The organism is Amycolatopsis sp. NPDC005961 (assembly GCF_040629235.1).
Classification (GTDB): Bacteria; Actinomycetota; Actinomycetes; order Mycobacteriales; family Pseudonocardiaceae; genus Amycolatopsis; species Amycolatopsis camponoti.
The window spans coordinates 14860-34758 of sequence record NZ_JBEXVF010000060.1 but is presented as its reverse complement, the minus strand read 5'-3'; the positions used below and the strand labels follow the sequence as shown (position 1 = coordinate 34758).

The window sequence follows — 19899 nt, the reverse complement described above, 5'->3', positions numbered from 1 at the left end:
ACCCCCAAGCAGACTCTGCGACACCTGGGAGCGCTCCCAGATTGATCGGGCTCCCAGCAGTGAGAGCGCTCATTCCCGTCAACAAGGTGGTTGGACACGTGAGAACGATCCGGAACGGCCTGGTCCTGGCACTGGGCATCACGATGACGGCGCTCGGCGCCACGGCCTGTGGTGGCGGCGGTGACGCAACGCCCCCCGCCGCCGGTCCGAACGAGCACGTCGACCTGACGCTGGCGACGTTCACCGAGTTCGGCTACGAGGCCCTCATCCCGGAGTACGAGCGGCTGCACCCGAACATCAAGATCACCCACCGCAAGACCGGCCAGGGCGGCCCGTACCACGAAGAGCTCGTCACCAAGCTCGCCGCCGGCTCGGGCCTCGCCGACGTCACGGCGCTGGAAGAGGGCCACCTGTCCGACTTCCTCGACAAGGGCTCGAAGTTCAACGACCTGAGCAAGATCGGGCCGGCCGACGCCTCCCCCGACCGCTGGCTGAGCTGGAAGTACGACGCCGCCAAGACCAAGGACGGCAAGCTCATCGGCTACGGCACCGACATCGGCCCGCTCGCCATGTGCTACCGCAAGGACATGTTCCAGGCCGCCGGCCTGCCGACCGACCCCGAGCAGGTCAAGCCGCTGTTCGCCACCTGGGACAGCTACTTCGCCGCCGGCGCCGACTACGTCTCCAAGACGAAGGGCAAGGCCTGGTTCGACTCGGCCGCGCAGAACTTCAACGCGATGGTCAACCAGCTCCCCCAGGGCTACATCGGCAACGACGACAAGCTCGCCGTCGAGAGCAACCAGGGCATCAAGGACGCCTGGACCAAGGTCACCGACGCCGTCGCCAAGGGCGAGTCGGCCAAGCTGACCGCGTTCAGCAACGAGTGGAACACCGGCTTCAAGCAGGGCGCGTTCGCCACGAAGGTGTGCCCGGCGTGGATGCTCGGCGTGATCAAGGAGCAGGCCGGCCCGGAGAACGCGAACAAGTGGGCCGTCACCGCGGCCTTCCCCGGCGGCGGCGGCAACTGGGGCGGTTCGTACCTGACCGTGCCGACGCAGTCGAAGCACCCGAAGGAGGCCGCCGAGCTCGCGGCCTGGCTGACCGCGCCGGAGCAGCAGATCAAGGCGTTCCAGGCCAAGGGCACCTTCCCGAGCCAGGTCAAGGCCCTGTCGGACCCGGCGCTGCTGAGCCAGACCGACGCCTACTTCGGCGGCGCGAAGGTCGGCGAGCTGTTCGCCGAGCAGGCCAAGAAGGTCCAGAAGCCGCAGTACAAGGGCCCGGGCGACGGCCAGATCCAGGAGAACGCGTCCAGCCCGGCCCTGCAGGCGGTCGAACAGGGCAAGTCGGCGGCGGACGGCTGGAACCAGATGGTCGACGCCGCGAAGAAGATCACGCGCTGAGCCGATGACCGTCCTCGACAAGGTCGCGCCGGAAGGGAGCAAGGCCGGGGAGCGCACGTCTCCCCGGCCCACCTTCCGTCACCGGTTGAGCCGGTGGGACGTCAAGGTCTCGCCGTACCTCTACATCGCGCCGTTCTTCATCCTCTTCGGGATCGTCGGGCTGTTCCCGCTGCTCTACACCGCGTACGTCTCGCTGTTCAAGTGGGAAGCCGGGAGCGACGACCCCGACTTCATCGGCCTCGACAACTTCAAGGAGCTCTTCGCCGACGCGCAGTTCTGGAACGCGCTGACGAACACGATCAGCATCTTCCTGCTCTCCAGCGTCCCGCAGATCATCATCGCCGTGCTGCTGGCGGCCATGCTCGGCGCCCGGCTGCGCGGGGCCACCGGCTGGCGGGTGGGCATCCTGCTGCCGTACGCGGCCAGCCTCGTCGCCATCGGCATCATCTTCGCCAACCTGTTCGGCCCCAAGTACGGGTTGATCAACGGCGTGCTGCAGACCATCGGGCTGGACCCGGTCGACTGGCAGGCCAGCCGCTTCGGCAGCCACGTCGCGATCGCGATCATGGTCAACTGGCGCTGGACGGGCTACAACGCCCTGATCGTGCTGGCGGCCATGCAGGCCATCCCGAAGGAGCTGCACGAGGCGGCGCTGATCGACGGCGCCGGCACGTGGCGCCGCTTCTGGAACGTCACCCTGCCGCTGCTCCGGCCGACGCTGATCTTCGTCACCATCACCTCGACGATCGGCGGCCTGCAGATCTTCACCGAGCCGAAGCTGTTCGACGCCATGCCCGGGTCGAACAACGGCGGTTCCACCAACCAGTTCCAGACCGTGACGCTGTACCTCTACCAGACGGCGTTCCAGAACGCCGATCTCGGCTACGCCTCGGCGATCGCCTGGGTGCTGTTCGTGATCATCGTGCTGATCGCGCTGGGGAACTTCTTCCTCACCGGCCGGCTCGCGCGTCCCCAGGCGGTGAAGAAGAAATGACGACACTCCACAGCGACATTTCGAAAACGGGACTGCGACAGAAGGTCGCCACGCTCGGCAAGCCACGCAAGGCGACCTACGTCGTGCTGGCGATCTTCGTGCTCGGTTCGCTGTTCCCGTTCTACTGGTCGTTCCTGGTGGCCAGCCGCGACAACGGGATGCTCACCGAGCGCATCCCGCCGTTCGTGCCCGGCGGCAACTTCTTCGCCAACGCCGCGCGGGTGTTCGACACCGTGCCGTTCTGGAAGGCACTGGCCAACAGCGTCATCGTGTCCGGCACGGTGACGCTGACGACGGTGCTGTTCTCGTCGCTGGCCGGGTTCGCCTTCGCGAAGCTGCGGTTCCGGGGTCGCAACAAGCTGTTCGTGTTCATCGTCGTCACGCTCGCCGTGCCCACCCAGCTGGGCATCATCCCGTTGTTCATCGCGATGTCCGAACTGGGCTGGACCGGGAGCCTGACGGCGGTGATCGTGCCCAACCTGGTCACCGCGTTCGGCGTGTTCTGGATGCGGCAGTACACAGTGGACGCGCTGCCGTACGAGCTGATCGAGGCCGCGCGGGTCGACGGCTGCAGCATGATCCGGATCTTCTGGAACGTCTGCCTGCCCGCGGTCCGGCCGGCCGCGGCGATCCTGGCGATGTTCACGTTCATGATGTCCTGGAACGACTTCCTGTGGCCGCTGGTGGTACTGGACGCGGGCAACCCGACCGTCCAGGTCGCGCTGGAGAAGCTCCAGAGCGGCTACTACGTCGACTATTCGCTGGTGCTGGCCGGCACGACCCTGGCCACCATCCCGATCCTCATCGTCTTCGTCCTCCTCGGCCGCCAGATCGTGGCCGGGATCATGCAAGGTGCCGTGAAAGGGTGACCATGTCCGTACATCCCGACAGCGTTCGGGCGGAGACAGCGCAGATGTTCCCGCCCGGCTTCGTCTGGGGCGCCGCCACCGCGGCGTTCCAGGTGGAAGGAGCCACCACGGCCGACGGTCGCACCGACTCGGTCTGGGACGTCTTCGCACGCCGTCCGGGCGCGGTCGTGGGCGGCGACACCGGCGACCCGGCCGCCGACCACTACCGCCGGTACTCCGAGGACGTCGGCCTGATGCGCCGGCTCGGCCTCGGCGCCTACCGCTTCTCGCTGGCGTGGCCCCGGGTGCGCCCGGACGGCGGCGCCCCCAACGCCGACGGACTCGCGTTCTACGACCGGCTGGTCGACTGCCTGCTGGAAGCCGGGATCCAGCCGTGGGCGACGCTCTACCACTGGGACCTGCCGCAGGCGCTGGAGGACAAGGGCGGCTGGACCTCGCGGGACACCGCGTACCGGTTCGCCGAGTACGCCGAGACGGTGCTGGAGCGCCTCGGTGACCGCGTCGCCAGCTGGTCGACGCTCAACGAGCCGTGGTGCGCGGCGATGCTCGGCTACGCGGGCGGCATCCACGCACCCGGCCGCACCGACCACCCGGCCGCCGTCGCCGCCACGCACCACCTGCTGCTGGGGCACGGGCTGGCGATGGACGTCATCCGCCGGCACGCGCCGGGCGTCCCGGCCGGGATCACGCTCAACCTCTACCCCGTCGTGCCGCACGACCCGGCGAACGTCTCCGACGTGTCGGCGGCCCGGCGGATCGACGGCCTGCAGAACCGGCTGTTCCTCGACCCGGTGCTGCGCGGCGGCTACCCGGACGACCTCGTCGCCGATCTCGCGCCGTTCGGGCTCGGAGACGTGGTCCGGCCGGAGGACGCGGCGATCATCGCCGCGCACATCGACTGGATGGGCGTGAACTACTACCGCGACTACCGCGTCGCGGGCCGCCCGGTGGCGGGCAGCGAGCCGGCGGGCCCGGAGTGGGTCGGCGCGGGCGACGTCCACTTCGTCCCGGACCCGGCGGCGCCCCGCACGGACTCCGGCTGGGAGGTCCAGCCGGCCGGGCTGACCGAGTCGCTGCTGCAGGTCCACCGCGGCTACCGCCCGGTGCCGCTGTACATCACGGAGAACGGCGCGGCCTACCCGGACGTCGTCTCCGACGGCGGTGACATCGTCGACACCGACCGGATCGCGTTCCTGGACTCCCACCTGCGAGCGGCGCACGACGCCCTGGCGGCGGGCGTCGACCTGCGCGGGTACTTCTACTGGTCGCTGCTGGACAACTTCGAGTGGGCCGAGGGGTACGCGAAGCGGTTCGGGCTGATCCACGTCGACTACGAGACCCAGGTCCGGACGCTGAAGCGCAGCGCTCACTGGTACTCCCGGGTGGTCGGGCTCAACGGCCTCGGCTGAGTTTTCGTGGAGGCCACCGGCGCGGGTGGCCTCCACGAAAACACCGGGAGAAACGGGTCCGGCCCGCGAAGGCGTGCATTCCGCGACCGCCGTTGCCAGACTGGCCGGTATGGGACTGCGCAGCGAAGCTTGGTTCAACAACCCCGCCGACCCCGGGATGACCGCCCTCTACCTCGAGCGGTACATGAACTGGGGTCTCACCCGGGAGGAGCTGCAGTCCGGCCGGCCGATCATCGGCATCGCGCAGACCGGCTCCGACCTGTCCCCCTGCAACCGGCACCACCTGCAGCTCGCCGACCGCACCCGCGAAGGCATCCGCGAGGCCGGGGGGATCGCCATCGAGTTCCCCGTGCACCCCATCCAGGAGACCGGCAAGCGCCCGACCGCCGCCCTGGACCGGAACCTCGCCTACCTCGGCCTGGTCGAGACGCTCTACGGCTATCCCATCGACGGCGTCGTCCTCACCACCGGCTGCGACAAGACCACCCCGGCGTGCCTGATGGCCGCCGCGACCGTCGACATCCCCGCCATCGTCCTGTCCGGCGGTCCGATGCTCAACGGCTGGTACAACGGCGAGCGCACTGGCTCCGGGACGATCATCTGGAAGGCGCGTGAACTGCTCGCCGCCGGGGAGATCGACGACGCCGGGTTCATGGAGCTCGTCGCGTCGTCCGCGCCGTCACCGGGGCACTGCAACACCATGGGCACCGCCTCCACGATGAACGCGCTGGCCGAGGCGCTCGGGATGAGCCTGCCCGGCTGCGCGGCCATCCCGGCGCCGCACCGCGACCGGGCGCGGATGGCCTACCGCACCGGGCTGCGGATCGTCGAGATGGTGCGCGAGGACCTCAAGCCGTCGGACATCCTGACGCGCGAAGCGTTCGAGAACGCCATCGTCGTGAGCTCGGCGATCGGCGGCTCGACCAACGCGCCCATCCACATCGGCGCGATCGCCCGGCACGTCGGCGTCGACCTGCCCCTCGACGACTGGCAGCGGCTCGGCCACCACGTCCCGCTGCTGGTCGACCTCCAGCCGGCCGGGAAGTACCTCGGCGAGGAGTTCCACCGCGCGGGCGGCGTGCCGGCGGTGGTGCACGAGCTGATGCGGCACGGCCTGATCCACGAGGACGCGCCCACGGTCAACGGCCGCACGCTCGGCGACAACTGCCGCGAGAGCGAGGCCGGCGACCGCGACGTCATCCGCACCTTCGACACGGCCCTCACCGAAGACGCGGGCTTCCTGGTCTTCAAGGGGAACCTCTTCGACGCGGCGATCATGAAGTCCAGCGTGATCTCGCCGGAGTTCCGGCGCCGGTACCTCGCCGGCGGCGTCTACGAGGGCACCGCGGTCGTGTTCGACGGCCCGGAGGACTACCACGCCCGCATCGACGAACCGGACCTCGGCGTCGACGAGCACTCGCTGCTCGTCATGCGCGGCACCGGGCCGCTCGGCTACCCGGGCGCGGCCGAGGTGGTGAACATGCGGCCGCCGGCGGAGCTGATCAAGCGGGGGATCCGCGAGCTGCCGTGCCTCGGCGACGGCCGTCAGTCCGGTACGTCCGGCTCGCCGTCGATCCTCAACGCCTCCCCCGAAGCCGCGGCGGGCGGCGGGCTCGCCGTGCTGCGGACCGGCGACCGCGTGCGGATCGACCTCGCCGCCGGCACCGCGGACGTCCTGATCCCGGACGAGGAGCTGGCGCTGCGCCACAAGGAGCTGGCCGAGGCGGGCGGGTACCCGGTCCCGGACGCGCAGACGCCGTGGCAGGAGATCCAGCGGTCGCTGGTCGACCAGCTCTGCGACGGCATGGTGCTGCGCCCGGCGGTGGCGTACCAGCGGATCGCGACGACGAAGGGCATCCCCCGCGACAACCACTGATCCCACCGGAAAGTGCCGCTTCGAACGGGCCCCGAGGGGGTATTCCAGCGATAGCCGAGGCGAGGAGGCCACTGATGCTGCCGGATCGCGAACGCCACGCCCTGCGCGAAATCGAGCTGGAGCTGCAGGCGAGCGATCCCGCGTTCGCGGCCGCCTTCGCCGGCCGCACCCTGCGCGAGAAGCGGCGCTGGACCCTGCTCCTCGTGCTGTGCGACGTCACCGCGGCACTCATGCTGCTCGTCGGCCTGTTCGCCCGCGACGCCGGCCTGGTGCTCTGGGGCACGGTCGGCGCCGGCGCGCTCGTGGCGTGGCACATCGCCCGCGCCGAGACGACCCGCGAGCCCGCGCCGGACGGAACCACCCCGGCCGCCGGCTCGCACTGAACGCTTTCGAGCCGGTTGTCCTCGCCGCGGATGGGCAGCTCGCGCTCCCCGTGACCGGCGGGTTTACGCACCCACCGCCCGGGGAATGCCCGGCACATGCCGGACACCCGCGGCGCGGAGCCGCCGGACACCACCGACCTCGACCGCCTGCGTTCGGCCGCGTCGGACTGCCGCGGGTGCGCCCTCCACCAGGACGCCACGCAGACCGTGTTCGGCGAAGGGCCCGAGAAGGCGAAGATCCTGGTCGTCGGCGAGCAGCCGGGCGACAAGGAGGACCTCGCGGGCGAGCCGTTCGTCGGACCCGCCGGGAAGCTCCTCGACCGGGCCTTCGCCGAGGCGGACTTCGACCGGAAGACGCTGTACGTCACCAACGCGGTCAAGCACTTCAAGTTCAAGCGCGACGAACGCGGGAAGCGGCGCATCCACCAGAAGCCGGGCCGCACCGAGGTGGTCGCCTGCCGGCCGTGGCTGCTGGCGGAGCTGCGCGCGGTGCGCCCCGAGCTGGTGCTGCTGCTGGGGGCGACCGCCGCGCAGTCGTTGCTGGGTCCGAAGTTCCGGCTGACAGCCCACCGCGGCGAACCCGTCGAAGCACCCGACGACGTGGCCGAGCTGGTGCCGTCGGCGGTCGCGACGGTGCACCCGTCGGCCGTCCTGCGCGCACCGGACCGCGACGAGGCTTACGCCGCCTTCGTCGCCGATCTGAAGGCGGCTGGCAAGATACTCGAGTGAGCTGCTTCTGCGCCGCTTCCCTTCGCTCGGCTCACGACGCCTTCAGCGCTTTCTCCAGCTCGGCGCGCGTCATCTTCGAGCGGCCCTTCACGCCCTGCTCGCGCGCCAGCTTCTCCAGGTCGGACTTGGTCAAGCCGGACAGGTCCTGCTTGCCGCCCTGCTTTCGCCCGCCCTTGCGGTTCTTCACGCTGCGCGCCAGCGCCTCGAAGAGGTCGACGACGTCGGCCGACGGCTCCGGCTCCTCTTCGTGGGCGATCTCCTTGCCCTGTTCCTTGGCTTTGATCAGCTTTTCGACGCGCTCGGAGTACTCGTCACGGTAGTCATCCGGCTTCCACGGCGCGGTCATCTGGTCGACGAGCGCGAGCGCCATGTCGAGCTCCTTGGGCCGCGGCTTCGGCAGGCTGGGCAGCCCGCCCATGACGTCCTCCGGCTTCCGCAGGTCCGCGACGAAGTGCAGCGTGTTGAGGACCATCACGCCTTCGCCGGCGCGGACCGCGCAGAGGTACTCCTTGCCGCGCAGCACGAACTTCGCGACGCCGGCCTTCTCGCTGCGGTCCATCGCCTGCAGCAGCAAGCCGTACGCCTTGGCGAAGTCCTCCTTCGCCGGCTTGAGCCAATACGTGCGGTCGAAGAACCACGGGTCGATCTCGTCCAGCTCGACGAACTGCTCGATGTCGATCCGCCGGGACCGCTCGGGGGCGATCTCGTCCAGCTCGTCCGGCTCGACCAGCACGTGGTCGCCGCCGCCGAGGTCGTAGCCCTTGACGATCTCGTCCTGGGTCACCTCGTCGCCGGTCCGCTCGTTGACCCGGCGGTTGCGGATCCGGTCCGACGTGCCGCGTTCGAACTGGTGGAAGTGGATCGTGTGGTCCGCCACCGCCGGGTACAGCTCCACCGGAACGGTGACCAGCCCCAGGCTCAGCGCCCCGCTCCACACCGGTCTCGCCATGTCTCGACCTCCTCACCGGCAGCGATACCCGCGGGCCCGGAGCGCGAAACACGGAGGGTGACGCGCCAAAGCCCGCCGCGACCGGGTGGTCACAGCGGGCTCCGGCGTGCGTCAGGCGACTTCGCTGCTGCGACTGCCGGCCCGGTGCAGGCCCAGCATGTCGAGCAGCTGCGCGCAGTCTTCAGGGTCCTTCGCGTTCGCCGCGACGGCCAGCGCGGCCTTGCGCCGCGTCGACGCCTGGGCCGGCGTGTCCCCGCCCTCCAAGAGCAGGTCCGCCACCGGTCGCAGGTCGTTCCGCTTGTCTCGCATGTTCGCTCCCCTCCGGCTATCCCCGGTCACCCTTCGCCGGGCGATTACCCCGTCTCATCCCCCTGAACACAAGAGGCACCGAACGGGTTCCCGGAGACAGCCGACGCTAGGCCGAACGAGTGAATTCGGCCGGTTCCGACCGGGAACCCGGCAAGGTGTGTGAGACCCACGTCACACAGGAGGCCGGATGGGCACCCAGATCCGCATCAGCCGTGAGGACGGGTCGCTGCCCTGCGAAGTCTGCGGCTTCCCGACGATGCACGTCGCCCAGGTCGTCGCCGACGACGGGACCGTGCTCGGCCGGACGCTGGTCTGCACGACGTGCCAGCGCAGCCGGCACCGGCCCGACCCGATCGCCGAAGCCGAGGCACCACCGGACGAGGTACCGACCAGCTAGCCGGGTGTCACGCCGTCGTGGTCGCGACCGCCTCCACGAACTCCGCCGCCACCTCGTGGAGCTTGCGGTTGCCGTCCTGGGAGCGCTTCACGAGCCGCTGGAACGCTTCCTCCGCGCTGATCCGGTGCGCGGCCATGAGGATGCCCTTGGCCTGGTCGATCACCGCGCGCGTCTCGAGCGCGCGGTTCAGCTGGTCGATCAGCTCGCGCGCCGCGAAGTAGCGGCGCGCGCTGCGCAGGCCGATCACCACCGTCGCCGTGTACAGCTCGAGGATCTTCGTGCCCAGCTCGCTGAAGCCGTGCTCGCCGAAGCCGAACAGGTTCACCGCGCCGGACATGTCGTCGTCCACCGTCAGCGGCGCGGCCAGGAAGCTCGCGACGCCCAGCTGTTCCGCCTTCGACACGAACTGCGGCCACACGTCGCCCACGGCCCCGACGCCGACGCGCACCGGCTGCCCGGTTTCGGCCGCGCGCAGGCACGGGCCGTCCCCGATCCGGTACTGCTCGCGATCGAAGTTCACCGCCCGCTGGTCCGTGCTGGCCACCGTTTCCGGCTCGCCTTCGCGCACCAGGGTGATGCTCGCCATGTCGGCTCCCGGCACCACCTGCACCACGTGGTCGCAGACCGCCTGCAGCATCTGGCCCAGATCGAGCTCCGAGTCCAGCATCGCGGTCAGCGATTCCATCGCTACCGTGACTTCGTCCAACCGCGCGGTGAGCTGCTCATCGCCGCCCGTCATCCTGGTGACGCCCCTCTTCTTGTGCTCAGGGCGCTAAGAACCAGGGAGGACCCGGGCGCGCGCCACTAGTGGGCCGCTAGCGCTTTAACGGGTCCAGCGCGAGATTACTGCATCCTCGTCGGCACGGGCACAAGCGGTCACCGCCGCGGCGCGCCACACGCCCGTTCGGAGCAACGACGGTTGCGAGCCGCTCGCCCACGGTTAGGCTCGGGTATCGGTTCAGCACAGCAGCCGGCTCGGAAACCCCTCGAGCGCGGCGCTGCGGCCCCGCGCCACACCAGGACGGCGGCGAACCGCATCATGCTTCCCCGAACACGAAATCCCGCCCTGCGGCTACGCACGTCGTGGCCCGCTCCGCACGCGGTGCTGATCACCGCCCGCGGCGCCCTCGACACCGCGACGGCCGGCGATCTGGCCGCCCTCGTTTCGGACCGCCTGTGGGCGACGCCGGAGCGGCTGACCCTCGATCTGTCCGAAGTGGACTTCCTCGGCGTGGCGGGCGTCCGGATGCTGCTGCACGCGGCGCTGCAGGCCGAGCAGAGCGGCACGGACTTGCTGGTCGTCACCGGGCCGAACCCGATGGTCCGCCGGGCCTTGCGGGTGACGGAGGCCGACCGGCGCCTCACCGTCGCCGCGCTGCGACCGGAGCCCGCGCCGGCCTGAGCGACCGGCGCGTCAGCGCGACGAACCCGCCGCGCCCGCGTGCCCCTCCCGCGCTCCGGACGGACTCGCGGCCCGGTCCAGTGCCCGGGCCTGGGCCCGCTTGGAGCGCACGTGCCGCTCCTCCGCCATCCGCTCGACGGCCTCCGGGTGGTGCAGCTCGAACGCGGGCCGCTCCGACCGGATGCGCGGCAGGTCCAGGAAGTTGTGCCGCGGCGGCGGGCACGTCGTCGCCCATTCGAGGCTGTTGCCGAAGCCCCACGGGTCGTCGACCAGGACCCGCTCGCCGTAGCGGTAGCTCTTCACGACGTTCCAGACGAACGGCAGCGTCGACGCGCCGAGGATGAACGCGCCGATCGTCGAGATCGTGTTCAGGGTCGTGAAACCGTCCGAGGTCAGGTAGTCCGCGTACCGGCGGGGCATGCCCTCGTCACCCAGCCAGTGCTGGATGAGGAACGTGGTGTGGAAGCCGATGAACGTCGTCCAGAAGTGCCACTTGCCGAGCCCCTCGTCGAGCATCCGGCCGGTCATCTTCGGGAACCAGAAGTAGATCCCGGCGAACGTCGCGAACACGATCGTGCCGAACAGCACGTAGTGGAAGTGCGCGACGACGAAGTACGAGTCGGTGACGTGGAAGTCCAGCGGCGGCGACGCCAGGATCACGCCGGTGAGGCCGCCGAACAGGAAGGTGACCATGAAGCCGACCGACCACAGCATCGGCGTCTCGAAGGTCAGGTGCCCCTTCCACATCGTGCCGATCCAGTTGAAGAACTTGATCCCGGTCGGCACCGCGATGAGGAAGGTCATGATCGAGAAGAACGGCAGCAGCACCGCGCCGGTGGCGAACATGTGGTGCGCCCACACCACCGCCGACAGGCCGGTGATCGCGACGGTCGCGAACACCATCAGCCGGTAGCCGTAGAGCGGTTTCCGGCTGAACACCGGCACGATCTCGGTGACGATCCCGAAGTAGGGCAGCGCCACGATGTAGACCTCGGGGTGGCCGAAGAACCAGAACAGGTGCTGGAACATGATCGCCCCGCCGTTTTCCGGGTCGAACACGTGCGCCCCGAGCCGGCGGTCCGCTTCGAGGCCGAACAGCGCCGCGGTGAGGATCGGGAACGCCAGCATGATCAGGACCGCGGTGAACAGGATGTTCCAGGTGAAGATCGGCATCCGCCACATCGTCATCCCGGGCGCGCGCAGGCACACGATCGTGGTGACCATGTTGACCGCGCCGAGGATGGTGCCGAGCCCGGACACGATCAGGCCCATGATCCACAGGTCGCCGCCGATGCCCGGCGAGTGGATGGCGTTGGACAGCGGGGTGTAGGCCGTCCAGCCGAAGTCGGGCGCGCCGCCCGGGGTGAGGAACGAGCTGATGACGATCAGCCCGCCGAACAGGTAGAGCCAGTAGGCGAAGCCGTTGAGCCGCGGGAACGCGACGTCGGGCGCGCCGATCTGCAGCGGCAGGATGTAGTTCGCGAACCCGAAGAGGTTCGGGGTGGCGTAGAGCAGCAGCATGATCGTGCCGTGCATGGTGAACAGCTGGTTGTACTGCTCCGGCGACAGGAACTGCAGCCCCGGCCGGGCCAGCTCGCCGCGCATCAGCAGCGCCATCGCGCCGCCCGCCATGAAGAAGGCGAACGACGTCGTCAGGTACAGCAACCCGATCTGCTTCGGGTCGGTGGTGCGCAGCAGGGCCAGGAGGGTCCCGCCCTTGGGGCCCCGCCGCGCCACCGCCAGCGGTACCGCCTGGAGGGTCGGCTTCACGTCGGTCATCCGCAACTCCCGTCGCCGGACTGTCCGTACTGCGCGTCTTACTCCTGCCGGCATAGATCCGCGTTACCCCGAACGGGTGGAGCTACTCCCGCAACGCCGGGAGCAGCTCCTTTTCGGCGAAGTCCAGGAAGCCTTCCTGCTGGTCGCCGCCGATCTGGATCAGGGCGACGTCGGTGAAGCCCGCCTTCTCGAACTCGCGGACGCCCGCGACGATCGGCTCGACGTCCGGGCCGCAGGCGATCGAGCCGGCGACGTCGTCCTCGCGGACGAACTGCGTGGCCCCGGCGAACCCGGCCGGGCCGGGCAGCTCGGCGTTGACCTTCCAGCCGCCGGCGAACCAGCGGAACTGCTCGTGCGCGCGCTTCACGGCGGCCTCGCGGTCGGTGCCCCACGACACCGGCAGCTGGGCGATCTTGCGGGTCGGGGGACCCGGCTTCGTCGCGTCCCATTCGCTCACCAGCTCGGCCTTCGGCTCGACGGCGACCATGGCGTCGGCCACCGGGGCGAACCGCCGGATCGACTGCGAGCCGGACACCGCGACGCCGATCGGCGTCCGCTGCTCCGGCAGGTCCCACAGCTTCGCCGAGTCGACGCGGAAGTGCTTGCCCTCGTAGTCGAAGTACCCGCCGTCGAACAGGCCGCCGATGATCTGCAGGGCTTCGGCGAGCATGTCGTGCCGGACGTTCGCCGGCGGCCAGCCGCGGCCGACGACGTGCTCGTTGAGGTTCTCCCCCGCGCCGAGCCCGAGGGTGAACCGGCCACCCGAGAGCGCCTGCACGGTCGCCGCCTTCTGCGCGACCACCGCCGGGTGGTAGCGCATGGTCGGGCAGGTCACGAACGTCATCAGCTCGGCGCGGTCGGTGACCTGCGTGACGGCGCCCAGCACGCTCCATGCGTAGGGCGAGTGCCCCTGCTCGGCCAGCCAGGGCGAGTAGTGGTCGCTCATGACCTCGAAGTCGAAGCCGGCCTGTTCCGCACCGGCGGCGAACCGGACCAGTTCGTTCGGCCCGGTCTGCTCGGTCATCAGCGTGTACCCGATCCGCATCGGCGCCTCCTTTCGCTCCCACCCCGCGTACCCGCTCCCCGGTCGGGTAACCGGCCGCTCACCGCCCGGAAGTGGCGTTTACCCGATGATCAACCGGGTACCCCGTCCACGCAGTCGAAGGGAGCGGTCATGCCTCAGTCGTGGAGCAAGAAGCGCGAGCGCCAGTACGAGCACGTCAAGGACTCGGCCGAGGACCGTGGGGCCGGTCCGGAACGGGCCAAGGAGATCGCGGCCCGCACGGTGAACAAGAACCGTGCGCAGGCGGGCGAGTCCCGCGAGGCCAGCCGGACGTCGATCGAGGACAAGTCGCCCCAGCAGCGCGGCGGCGAACGGTCCGGCAACCGGAAGGGTCCCGGGGGCCCGACCAAGGACCAGCTCTACAACGAGGCGAAGAAGAAGAACATCGATGGGCGCTCGAAAATGACCAAGAAGGAACTCGAACGGGCGCTGGGCCGGTGACGAAACCGGAAATCCCTGGCCACGAAGTGTCGTCATTCGCCCAGATGGGTAGTACCTTCGGCATGGAAGAAACACGAAGCGGTAGCTCGCACGGCGGCAAGCCGACGCTGGAAGAGCTGCTCGAGGAACTGGTGGAGCTGCGGCTGCCCGCGATGGCCGAGCAGATCCCCCTCGTCCGCATGCTCACCCACGGCGTGGTCTCGCGCGCCGATTTCGGGCTGGACGCCATCGCCGACGCCAAGATGGCCGTCGACGAGGCCTGCGCCCAGCTCGTGCAGCTGGCCGAGCTGGGCAGCCAGCTGCATTGCCGCTTCCGGCAGGGTCCCGACGGCCTGCACGTGACGATCTCGACGCGCTCCAGCGACCCGCGGCCGCCGAGCGACCGCACTTTCGGCTGGCACGTGCTGACCACGCTGAGTGGTTCGGTGACTGCGCACTGCGACGTCCTCCCCGGCGGGGGTGCGGGCATCGTCACGATCGAGCTGGTGCTCAACGCGGGAACGAGCGCGTGAGCACCGAACGCAAAACCGTCCTGCACCGCCCGGATGAATACGCCCACTGCGAACCGCTGTTCGAGGAGCTGGGCACCCTCGGCCCCGACGACCCGCGGCGCGAGGTCGTCCGCAGCAGGCTGGTGACCGAGTTGCTGCCGCTCGCCGAGCACATCGCCACCCGGTTCTCGGGCCGCGGCGAGCCCCGCGAGGACCTGGTGCAGGTGGCCCGGATCGGCCTGATCAACGCGGTCGACCGGTTCGACCCCGCCCGCGGTCACGACTTCCTGTCCTTCGCGGTGCCGACGATCATGGGCGAGGTGCGGCGGCACTTCCGGGACACCGGCTGGTCGGTGCGGGTCCCGCGCCGCCTCAAGGAGCTGCACCTGTCCCTGAGCCAGGGTTCGGCCGCGCTGTCCCAGCGCCTGGGTCGCGCGCCCACCCCGACCGAGCTGGCCGAGCACCTCGGCCTGGACGTCGACGAGGTCCGCGAAGGGCTGCTGGCCGGCAACGCCTACCAGGCCCTGTCCGTCGACAAGCCGGTGCACGACGACGCCGAGGCGCTGTCGCTGGCGGACACCATGGGGGAACCCGACCACGAGATGACCATGGTCGAGAACCACGAGGCCCTCCAGCCGCTGCTCCAGGAGCTGCCGCCGCGCGAGCGCGCGATCCTCGTGATGCGGTTCTTCGGCGGGCTGACCCAGACGCAGATCGCCGACCGCGTCGGCATCTCCCAGATGCACGTCTCCCGGCTGCTGTCGCAGACCCTGGAGCAGCTCCGCGGGAAGCTCACCGGCGAAGGCTAGACCCGGATGTCATGAACGAGCCCGTTCATGACATCCGGCGTCCTGACCAGGCCGTTCCCGGCCTCCCGGACGGCGTCAGCGCAGCCAGCCCGGCCGCTCGCCCTTCCGGAGCCGCCGCCACTCCCCCGCGAACCGCCGGCGCAGCTTCTCCGCCGTCTCGGCGTCCCGCTCGTAGAGCAGCCCGAACGTGAACGTGTTCTGCCCTTCGCCGTGCCCGGCGATGGTGAGGTGGTGCAGGACGTCCCGGCCGACCGCGGTGTCCTGGTGCTCGCCCAGTGTGCCCTGGACGGTCTTGACGTTCTTGCGCCACTGCCGCAGCTTCTTGCCGTAGACCGGCTTGACGGTGTCGGCGGCGTAGCGGGCCCGCTTCGCCTTCTTGCGAACCTCGTGCAGTGCGGTCTCGAGCTCGTGGCCCGTCAGCCCGCGCGTCGCCGCTTCGGCCCGGCGCAGCTTCGCGGCGGCCTTGCGCACGGGCTTGCGCAAGGCGGACTTCGCCGGCTTGCGCGCCCGGCGGGTGCGCGGCGGGTCCTCCACCAGGGTGTCCAGCGTGCGCAGCAAGGTCCGGTACCGCTTGCCGGTCAGCGCCGCCATCGCCCGGGTCCGCCCCTCCTCCGCCTCGCGGGCGAAATAGCGGGTGAGATACTGCCGCAGGGGCCCGAACACCAGCTCGGACGGGATCTCGTCGAGCTGCTCGCGCAACCGCTGCTCGCTGACCTCCGCGTCACGGGCCGGCGCCAGCTGCTGCCCGAGCCACTTCAGCTCGGCCGTGAGCGTCTCGTCCTCGGCCACGACGGACCCGAACGTCTTCAGCGAGCTGCGCAGCTTCCGGGTCGCGACGCGCATCTGGTGGACGGAGTCCTCGACGTCCAGGCGCACCCCGACGTCGGCGCGGCGCAGCCGGGCGTAGTGCTCGCGCAGCGACGTCAGCACTACGTCGCCCGCCGTCGGCTTCTTGCGGCCGCGGGGCGGCGCGGGGACGCGGTCGCCGATCAGGCGCCGCAGCTTCGACGGCCACGGCGAGGCCGAGGCGCCGGCTTCCCCGAGGGCCCGGTCGAAGTCCTCGAGCCGGCCCGGGTCGGTCGCGGGATCGAGTTCCAGCTCCAGCTCGCGCCACTCGTCGAGCCGCGCGCTCTCGCCACCGGCTTCGCCCGTCACGTGGTCGTCGGTGAGGGTCGCGACGGTCCGGCCGTCGCCGTCGGCCAGCCGGTGGGCGAACCGGTCGGTGCGCAGGTGCGCGATCGGCACCAGCTTCTCCCCCAGCGTGTAGGCGCGCACGAGCCGGCGCAGCCGTCCGGGGACCTTGTTCGGGTCACCGCCCAGCGGCAGCTGGATCTCCTGCCGCTCGTCGGCGGAGACCGGCAGCTTGAGGTGCCAGCCCGCGTCGTGCCCGCCGACGCGGCGCCGCAGCGTGATGCCGCCGCGCGCCAGCCGGAAGGTTTCGGTGTCGTAGTAGGACGCGTCGAGGATCTGCTCGACCGGGTCGTCCTGCGTCTCGACGCCCGCGACGCCGACGAGCCGGGGCACGCCACTGCCCGCCACGATCTCGTACTTGCGTTCGCGCTCGATCACCGACGACGGCGCTGCCATGGTCATCCTCCTTCGGGGCCGGTTCCCCCGGCGGGTACCCGGCGGGCACCGGGCCGACACGGGATTCGGCCGCCGGTCAGCGGGTATCCGGTCCGGGAAAACCCGAGTCCGGACCAGGAGCGTGCATGAACGGCAGCCAGCCCGCAACCGACCTGACCACCGTCCTCGCCGGCGACCACCGGAGACTGGACCGGCTGTGCACCGAGCTCGAGCTCGGCCAGGGCAGCCCCGAGAACCGCAAGGACCTCGCCGACCACCTGATCGCGGAGGTCGTCCGCCACGCCGTCGCCGAAGAGTCCTTTGTCGACGGCGAAGGCGACCTCGCGGAGGCGGACGGCCTGATGCGCGAGCTGGAGGGCGTCGGACCGCAGGAGACCCGGTTCGAGCGCCTCCTGGGCGGGCTGATCCGCGCCGTGCGCCGGCACGTCCGCGAAGAGGGCCCGGAGGCGGTGCGGCAGGTCCGGCTCACGTGTTCGCCGGAGCGGCGCGCCGAGCTGGGCAAGGAGGTCATGGCGGCCCGGGACGACGCGGCGACGCTGCCGCACCCGGACCTGTCCGACCGCATGCCCCAGGCCGACCAGCTGTGGCCGGGCCCGGGCTTCGTCGACCGGGCGCGCGCCGCGCTGCGCCACGCGGCCGGCTCGCCCGGTTGAGCACCGACGTCGGGTTGAATGGGGGTACATCCCGAAGACGACGGAGAAGCATGAGCATCGACGAAGACGAGTGGGCGCGGGAACGCGCCGGGTTCGGGCAGGACGGCGCCGGGCCGGCCGGGCCGCTGGCGCGGCAGTTCGCCGATCTCACGCGCACGCTGCTCGACGTGACCCCGACCGTCGGCGGCGTGCTCCGGCTCGTCGTCGGCGCCGCGAGCGCGCTCGTCCCGGACGCCGACCTGGTCAGCGTCACCCTGCGGGAACCCGACGGCCGGTACCACACGCCGGTGGAGACCGACCCGGTCGCGGTGCGGCTGGACCAGGTGCAGTACGACCACGACGAGGGGCCGTGCGTCGAGTCGGCGCGCCCGGACGGGCCGGCCATCGCCTGGTCGCAGGACGTCGGCCGCGACCCGCGCTGGCCGTCGTTCGGTCCGGCCACGGCCGGCTACGGGTACCACTCGGTGCTGGCGACGGCCCTGCTCCCCGACGCCCGTCCGCCGCGGCGCTCGGGCGCGCTCAACATCTACTCGAGCCGGCCGGGTGCGTTCGACGGCGCGGCGATCGACCTCGCGCTCCTGCTGGCGACCCACGCGTCCCTGGCGCTGGCGCACACGGAGGCCGTCGTGGCGGCCGAGCTGGAGGCGGAGCACCTGCGCCGCGCGGTCGAGAGCCGGGACGTGATCGGCCAGGCGAAGGGCATCCTGATGCAGCGCCGCGGCATCACCGCCGACGAAGCGTTCGACGTGCTGCGCCGCGCGTCCCAGGACCTGAACGTCAAGCTGGCCGACCTGGCCCGGACGCTCGCCACCCGCCACACCGAGGTGGAGCTGCCGGCGGACCACTGAGCCCCGGGCACGGACAAGGGCGGCACTTTCCCGGGAAAGTGCCGCCCTCGGGCCGGAATCCGGTTACGAAGCCGAGTACGGGGACCGGTTCTCCAGCGACGGGCTGACGTCCGGGTAGGTACCCGGCTGACCCGGCGCCGGCGTCACGGTCGGGCGCTGCGGCTCGGGTTCCACCCGCTGCTGCGGCCGGGGGCCGCGCTGGACGACCGCCTCCACCTCCTGCTCGCCGCGGATGCGGGACAGGACGGCGAGCGTGATCGCGTGGGCGATGGCCAGGATCAGCAGCAGAACGCCGACGCGCTTGACGACGCCGGGGATGCCGTCGCCGAGGTCGATGGTCGACATGAGGGCCAGGATGCCCAGCGTCGCGAGGTGGAACAGCACCGTGACCAGCCGGGTCATCGACGCTCCCGCCGCCGGGTCGCCGTAGGAGTTCTCCAGGTAACGGCGTCCGCTGCGGTAGATGATCTGCCCGTCGACCAGGACCAGCACCACCCCGATCACGAGAAACGACAGGTACGCGTTGGTGCTCATGCCGGATGCTCCTTCCAGGGGGACCTCTCCGGGTGAGGTACCCGGGCGGTTGCGGAGGGAAACGCCGCGGTCACCCCGTGAAGGTCTCCGGGTCCGGCCCGGTGCGCCGGCCGGCGTCGAGCTTGCCGATCGCCGTCATGTCCTCGTCGTCGAGCTCGAAGCCGAAGACGTCGATGTTCTGCTTGATCCGCTCCGGCGAAGACGACTTGGGGAAGACGATGTTGCCGAGCTGGATGTGCCAGCGCAGCACCACCTGCGCGGCGGTCCGGCCGTGCTTCTCGGCCAGGTCGGTGAGCACCGGGTCCGAGAGGACTTCGGCCTGGGCCAAGGGACTCCAGGCTTCGGTGGCGATGCCGTGCTCCCGGTGGTAGGCGCGCAGTTCGGTCTGCTGCAACGCCGGGTGCAGCTCGATCTGGTTGACCGCGGGCACGGTGCCGGTCTCCTCGGCGAGCCGGTCGAGGTGCGCGGGCTGGAAGTTCGAGACGCCGATGGCGCGGGCCTTGCCCGCCCGCAGGATGTCCTCGAAGCCCCGCCACGTCGCGACGTAGTTGTTCTTGTGCGGCAACGGCCAGTGGATCAGGTAGAGGTCGACGTAGTCGAAGCCCAGGCGCTGCAGGCTGCCCTCGAGCGCGGTGATGGCGTTGTCGTGGCCGTGCGCGTCGTTCGCCAGCTTCGTCGTGACGAACACGTCTTCGCGCGGGATCCCCGACTCCGCGATCCCGGCGCCGACTCCCTGTTCGTTGCGGTACATCTGCGCCGTGTCGATGTGGCGGTAGCCGGCCTCCAGCGCGGTCCGCACGGCCTGGGCGGTCTCCTCGGGCGGGATCTGGAACACGCCGAACCCGAACTGCGGGATCCGCACGCCGTTGTTCAGTTCCACGGCCGGGACGTCGGGGGAAGTCATGCTTGCCGCCTACCCGAGGCCCCCGGACGCGAAACACCGCGGTGCGTTCCCGCCTCGCCGCGTCACCCGTTCG

The 19899-nt window shown here is 70.6% G+C and carries 22 protein-coding genes; 14 read left to right on the top strand and 8 right to left on the bottom strand.

What is annotated here, in order from left to right:
- Window positions 1–98 precede the first annotated feature (98 nt).
- From ABZ342_RS37400 to ABZ342_RS37370, 7 genes are all read left to right on the top strand, one after another.
- Entirely contained in the window at window positions 99–1400 is a 1302-nt protein-coding gene (locus ABZ342_RS37400; protein WP_360483446.1) for an extracellular solute-binding protein, read from the top strand.
- A 4-nt stretch (window positions 1401–1404) separates the two neighbouring features.
- A complete protein-coding gene (locus ABZ342_RS37395) occupies window positions 1405–2394 on the top strand; it encodes a sugar ABC transporter permease (RefSeq protein WP_155549713.1) in 990 nt (329 codons plus the stop codon).
- Window positions 2391–3263: a carbohydrate ABC transporter permease gene (locus tag ABZ342_RS37390; protein ID WP_360483443.1), complete on the top strand. Its 873-nt coding sequence runs from the start codon at window positions 2391–2393 to the stop codon at window positions 3261–3263. The genes ABZ342_RS37395 and ABZ342_RS37390 overlap by 4 nt, the downstream gene beginning before the upstream one ends.
- 2 nt (window positions 3264–3265) lie before the next feature.
- Window positions 3266–4672: a GH1 family beta-glucosidase gene (locus tag ABZ342_RS37385; protein WP_230863127.1), complete on the top strand. Its 1407-nt coding sequence runs from the start codon at window positions 3266–3268 to the stop codon at window positions 4670–4672.
- A 109-nt stretch (window positions 4673–4781) separates the two neighbouring features.
- The gene (locus ABZ342_RS37380; protein WP_360483440.1) at window positions 4782–6548 is read left to right on the top strand and encodes an IlvD/Edd family dehydratase; all 1767 of its coding nucleotides are present in this window, start codon (window positions 4782–4784) and stop codon (window positions 6546–6548) included.
- Between the two features lie 74 nt (window positions 6549–6622).
- The gene (locus ABZ342_RS37375) at window positions 6623–6931 is read left to right on the top strand and encodes a DUF3040 domain-containing protein (protein WP_360483437.1); all 309 of its coding nucleotides are present in this window, start codon (window positions 6623–6625) and stop codon (window positions 6929–6931) included.
- A gap of 96 nt (window positions 6932–7027) precedes the next feature.
- On the top strand, window positions 7028–7660 hold the full coding sequence (locus ABZ342_RS37370) for a UdgX family uracil-DNA binding protein (RefSeq protein ID WP_360483434.1): 633 nt from the start codon (window positions 7028–7030) through the stop codon (window positions 7658–7660).
- Window positions 7661–7691: 31 nt separating this feature from the next.
- On the opposite strand, the gene ABZ342_RS37365 is transcribed toward ABZ342_RS37370, so the two are convergent.
- Window positions 7692–8609, bottom strand: a complete 918-nt coding sequence (locus ABZ342_RS37365; RefSeq protein ID WP_360483431.1) for a Ku protein — start codon at window positions 8607–8609, stop codon at window positions 7692–7694.
- Between the two features lie 111 nt (window positions 8610–8720).
- Complete coding sequence (locus ABZ342_RS37360) at window positions 8721–8918, bottom strand: hypothetical protein (protein ID WP_155549708.1); 198 nt, start codon at window positions 8916–8918, stop codon at window positions 8721–8723.
- Window positions 8919–9105: 187 nt separating this feature from the next.
- On the opposite strand from ABZ342_RS37360, the gene ABZ342_RS37355 reads away from it, so the two are divergent.
- On the top strand, window positions 9106–9315 hold the full coding sequence (locus ABZ342_RS37355) for a hypothetical protein (RefSeq protein WP_155549707.1): 210 nt from the start codon (window positions 9106–9108) through the stop codon (window positions 9313–9315).
- A gap of 7 nt (window positions 9316–9322) precedes the next feature.
- Here ABZ342_RS37355 and ABZ342_RS37350 read toward each other — a convergent pair whose 3' ends face one another.
- The gene (locus ABZ342_RS37350) at window positions 9323–10054 is read right to left on the bottom strand and encodes a GAF and ANTAR domain-containing protein (RefSeq protein WP_360483426.1); all 732 of its coding nucleotides are present in this window, start codon (window positions 10052–10054) and stop codon (window positions 9323–9325) included.
- 300 nt (window positions 10055–10354) lie between these two features.
- On the opposite strand from ABZ342_RS37350, the gene ABZ342_RS37345 reads away from it, so the two are divergent.
- Window positions 10355–10717 (top strand): STAS domain-containing protein, encoded by a 363-nt coding sequence (locus ABZ342_RS37345; RefSeq protein WP_360483423.1) that lies wholly within the window; start codon window positions 10355–10357, stop codon window positions 10715–10717.
- A gap of 12 nt (window positions 10718–10729) precedes the next feature.
- Here the strand turns inward: ABZ342_RS37345 and ctaD are convergent, their stop codons facing one another.
- Window positions 10730–12496: a cytochrome c oxidase subunit I gene (gene ctaD / locus ABZ342_RS37340; RefSeq protein WP_360483420.1), complete on the bottom strand. Its 1767-nt coding sequence runs from the start codon at window positions 12494–12496 to the stop codon at window positions 10730–10732.
- Window positions 12497–12578: 82 nt separating this feature from the next.
- Window positions 12579–13541: a TIGR03557 family F420-dependent LLM class oxidoreductase gene (locus ABZ342_RS37335; protein ID WP_360483417.1), complete on the bottom strand. Its 963-nt coding sequence runs from the start codon at window positions 13539–13541 to the stop codon at window positions 12579–12581.
- A 129-nt stretch (window positions 13542–13670) separates the two neighbouring features.
- Here ABZ342_RS37335 and ABZ342_RS37330 point away from each other — a divergent pair, with 129 nt between their 5' ends.
- The 3 genes from ABZ342_RS37330 (at window position 13671) to ABZ342_RS37320 (ending at window position 15300) form a co-directional block, all read left to right on the top strand.
- A complete protein-coding gene (locus tag ABZ342_RS37330; RefSeq protein ID WP_155549702.1) occupies window positions 13671–14000 on the top strand; it encodes a plasmid stabilization protein in 330 nt (109 codons plus the stop codon).
- A gap of 62 nt (window positions 14001–14062) precedes the next feature.
- The gene (locus ABZ342_RS37325; protein WP_155549701.1) at window positions 14063–14512 is read left to right on the top strand and encodes an ATP-binding protein; all 450 of its coding nucleotides are present in this window, start codon (window positions 14063–14065) and stop codon (window positions 14510–14512) included.
- Entirely contained in the window at window positions 14509–15300 is a 792-nt protein-coding gene (locus ABZ342_RS37320; RefSeq protein WP_360483412.1) for a SigB/SigF/SigG family RNA polymerase sigma factor, read from the top strand. Before ABZ342_RS37325 ends, ABZ342_RS37320 begins: the two co-directional genes overlap by 4 nt.
- 75 nt (window positions 15301–15375) lie before the next feature.
- Here ABZ342_RS37320 and ABZ342_RS37315 read toward each other — a convergent pair whose 3' ends face one another.
- Window positions 15376–16887, bottom strand: a complete 1512-nt coding sequence (locus ABZ342_RS37315; RefSeq protein ID WP_360483409.1) for a CYTH and CHAD domain-containing protein — start codon at window positions 16885–16887, stop codon at window positions 15376–15378.
- A 125-nt stretch (window positions 16888–17012) separates the two neighbouring features.
- On the opposite strand from ABZ342_RS37315, the gene ABZ342_RS37310 reads away from it, so the two are divergent.
- On the top strand, window positions 17013–17540 hold the full coding sequence (locus ABZ342_RS37310) for a hemerythrin domain-containing protein (protein WP_360483406.1): 528 nt from the start codon (window positions 17013–17015) through the stop codon (window positions 17538–17540).
- 50 nt (window positions 17541–17590) lie between these two features.
- Window positions 17591–18388, top strand: coding sequence for an ANTAR domain-containing protein (locus ABZ342_RS37305; RefSeq protein WP_360483403.1), 798 nt, complete (start codon window positions 17591–17593; stop codon window positions 18386–18388).
- A gap of 63 nt (window positions 18389–18451) precedes the next feature.
- Here the strand turns inward: ABZ342_RS37305 and ABZ342_RS37300 are convergent, their stop codons facing one another.
- Both ABZ342_RS37300 and ABZ342_RS37295 read right to left on the bottom strand, forming a co-directional pair.
- Complete coding sequence (locus tag ABZ342_RS37300) at window positions 18452–18922, bottom strand: hypothetical protein (protein WP_155549696.1); 471 nt, start codon at window positions 18920–18922, stop codon at window positions 18452–18454.
- A 70-nt stretch (window positions 18923–18992) separates the two neighbouring features.
- On the bottom strand, window positions 18993–19826 hold the full coding sequence (locus tag ABZ342_RS37295) for an aldo/keto reductase (protein WP_360483400.1): 834 nt from the start codon (window positions 19824–19826) through the stop codon (window positions 18993–18995).
- Between the last annotated feature and the right edge of the window lie 73 nt (window positions 19827–19899).

Bases quoted from the DNA above. Each gene is read 5' to 3' on its own strand.
- ABZ342_RS37395 (WP_155549713.1), top strand. From the start codon at position 1,405: ATGACCGTCCTCGACAAGGTCGCGCCGGAAGGGAGCAAGGCCGGGGAG.
- ABZ342_RS37390 (WP_360483443.1), top strand. From the start codon at position 2,391: ATGACGACACTCCACAGCGACATTTCGAAAACGGGACTGCGACAGAAG.
- ABZ342_RS37385 (WP_230863127.1), top strand. From the start codon at position 3,266: ATGTCCGTACATCCCGACAGCGTTCGGGCGGAGACAGCGCAGATGTTC.
- ABZ342_RS37380 (WP_360483440.1), top strand. From the start codon at position 4,782: ATGGGACTGCGCAGCGAAGCTTGGTTCAACAACCCCGCCGACCCCGGG.
- ABZ342_RS37375 (WP_360483437.1), top strand. From the start codon at position 6,623: ATGCTGCCGGATCGCGAACGCCACGCCCTGCGCGAAATCGAGCTGGAG.
- ABZ342_RS37370 (WP_360483434.1), top strand. From the start codon at position 7,028: ATGCCGGACACCCGCGGCGCGGAGCCGCCGGACACCACCGACCTCGAC.
- ABZ342_RS37365 (WP_360483431.1), bottom strand. From the start codon at position 8,609: ATGGCGAGACCGGTGTGGAGCGGGGCGCTGAGCCTGGGGCTGGTCACC.
- ABZ342_RS37360 (WP_155549708.1), bottom strand. From the start codon at position 8,918: ATGCGAGACAAGCGGAACGACCTGCGACCGGTGGCGGACCTGCTCTTG.
- ABZ342_RS37355 (WP_155549707.1), top strand. From the start codon at position 9,106: ATGGGCACCCAGATCCGCATCAGCCGTGAGGACGGGTCGCTGCCCTGC.
- ABZ342_RS37350 (WP_360483426.1), bottom strand. From the start codon at position 10,054: ATGACGGGCGGCGATGAGCAGCTCACCGCGCGGTTGGACGAAGTCACG.
- ABZ342_RS37345 (WP_360483423.1), top strand. From the start codon at position 10,355: ATGCTTCCCCGAACACGAAATCCCGCCCTGCGGCTACGCACGTCGTGG.
- ctaD (WP_360483420.1), bottom strand. From the start codon at position 12,496: ATGACCGACGTGAAGCCGACCCTCCAGGCGGTACCGCTGGCGGTGGCG.
- ABZ342_RS37335 (WP_360483417.1), bottom strand. From the start codon at position 13,541: ATGCGGATCGGGTACACGCTGATGACCGAGCAGACCGGGCCGAACGAA.
- ABZ342_RS37330 (WP_155549702.1), top strand. From the start codon at position 13,671: ATGCCTCAGTCGTGGAGCAAGAAGCGCGAGCGCCAGTACGAGCACGTC.
- ABZ342_RS37325 (WP_155549701.1), top strand. From the start codon at position 14,063: ATGGAAGAAACACGAAGCGGTAGCTCGCACGGCGGCAAGCCGACGCTG.
- ABZ342_RS37315 (WP_360483409.1), bottom strand. From the start codon at position 16,887: ATGGCAGCGCCGTCGTCGGTGATCGAGCGCGAACGCAAGTACGAGATC.
- ABZ342_RS37310 (WP_360483406.1), top strand. From the start codon at position 17,013: ATGAACGGCAGCCAGCCCGCAACCGACCTGACCACCGTCCTCGCCGGC.
- ABZ342_RS37305 (WP_360483403.1), top strand. From the start codon at position 17,591: ATGAGCATCGACGAAGACGAGTGGGCGCGGGAACGCGCCGGGTTCGGG.
- ABZ342_RS37300 (WP_155549696.1), bottom strand. From the start codon at position 18,922: ATGAGCACCAACGCGTACCTGTCGTTTCTCGTGATCGGGGTGGTGCTG.
- ABZ342_RS37295 (WP_360483400.1), bottom strand. From the start codon at position 19,826: ATGACTTCCCCCGACGTCCCGGCCGTGGAACTGAACAACGGCGTGCGG.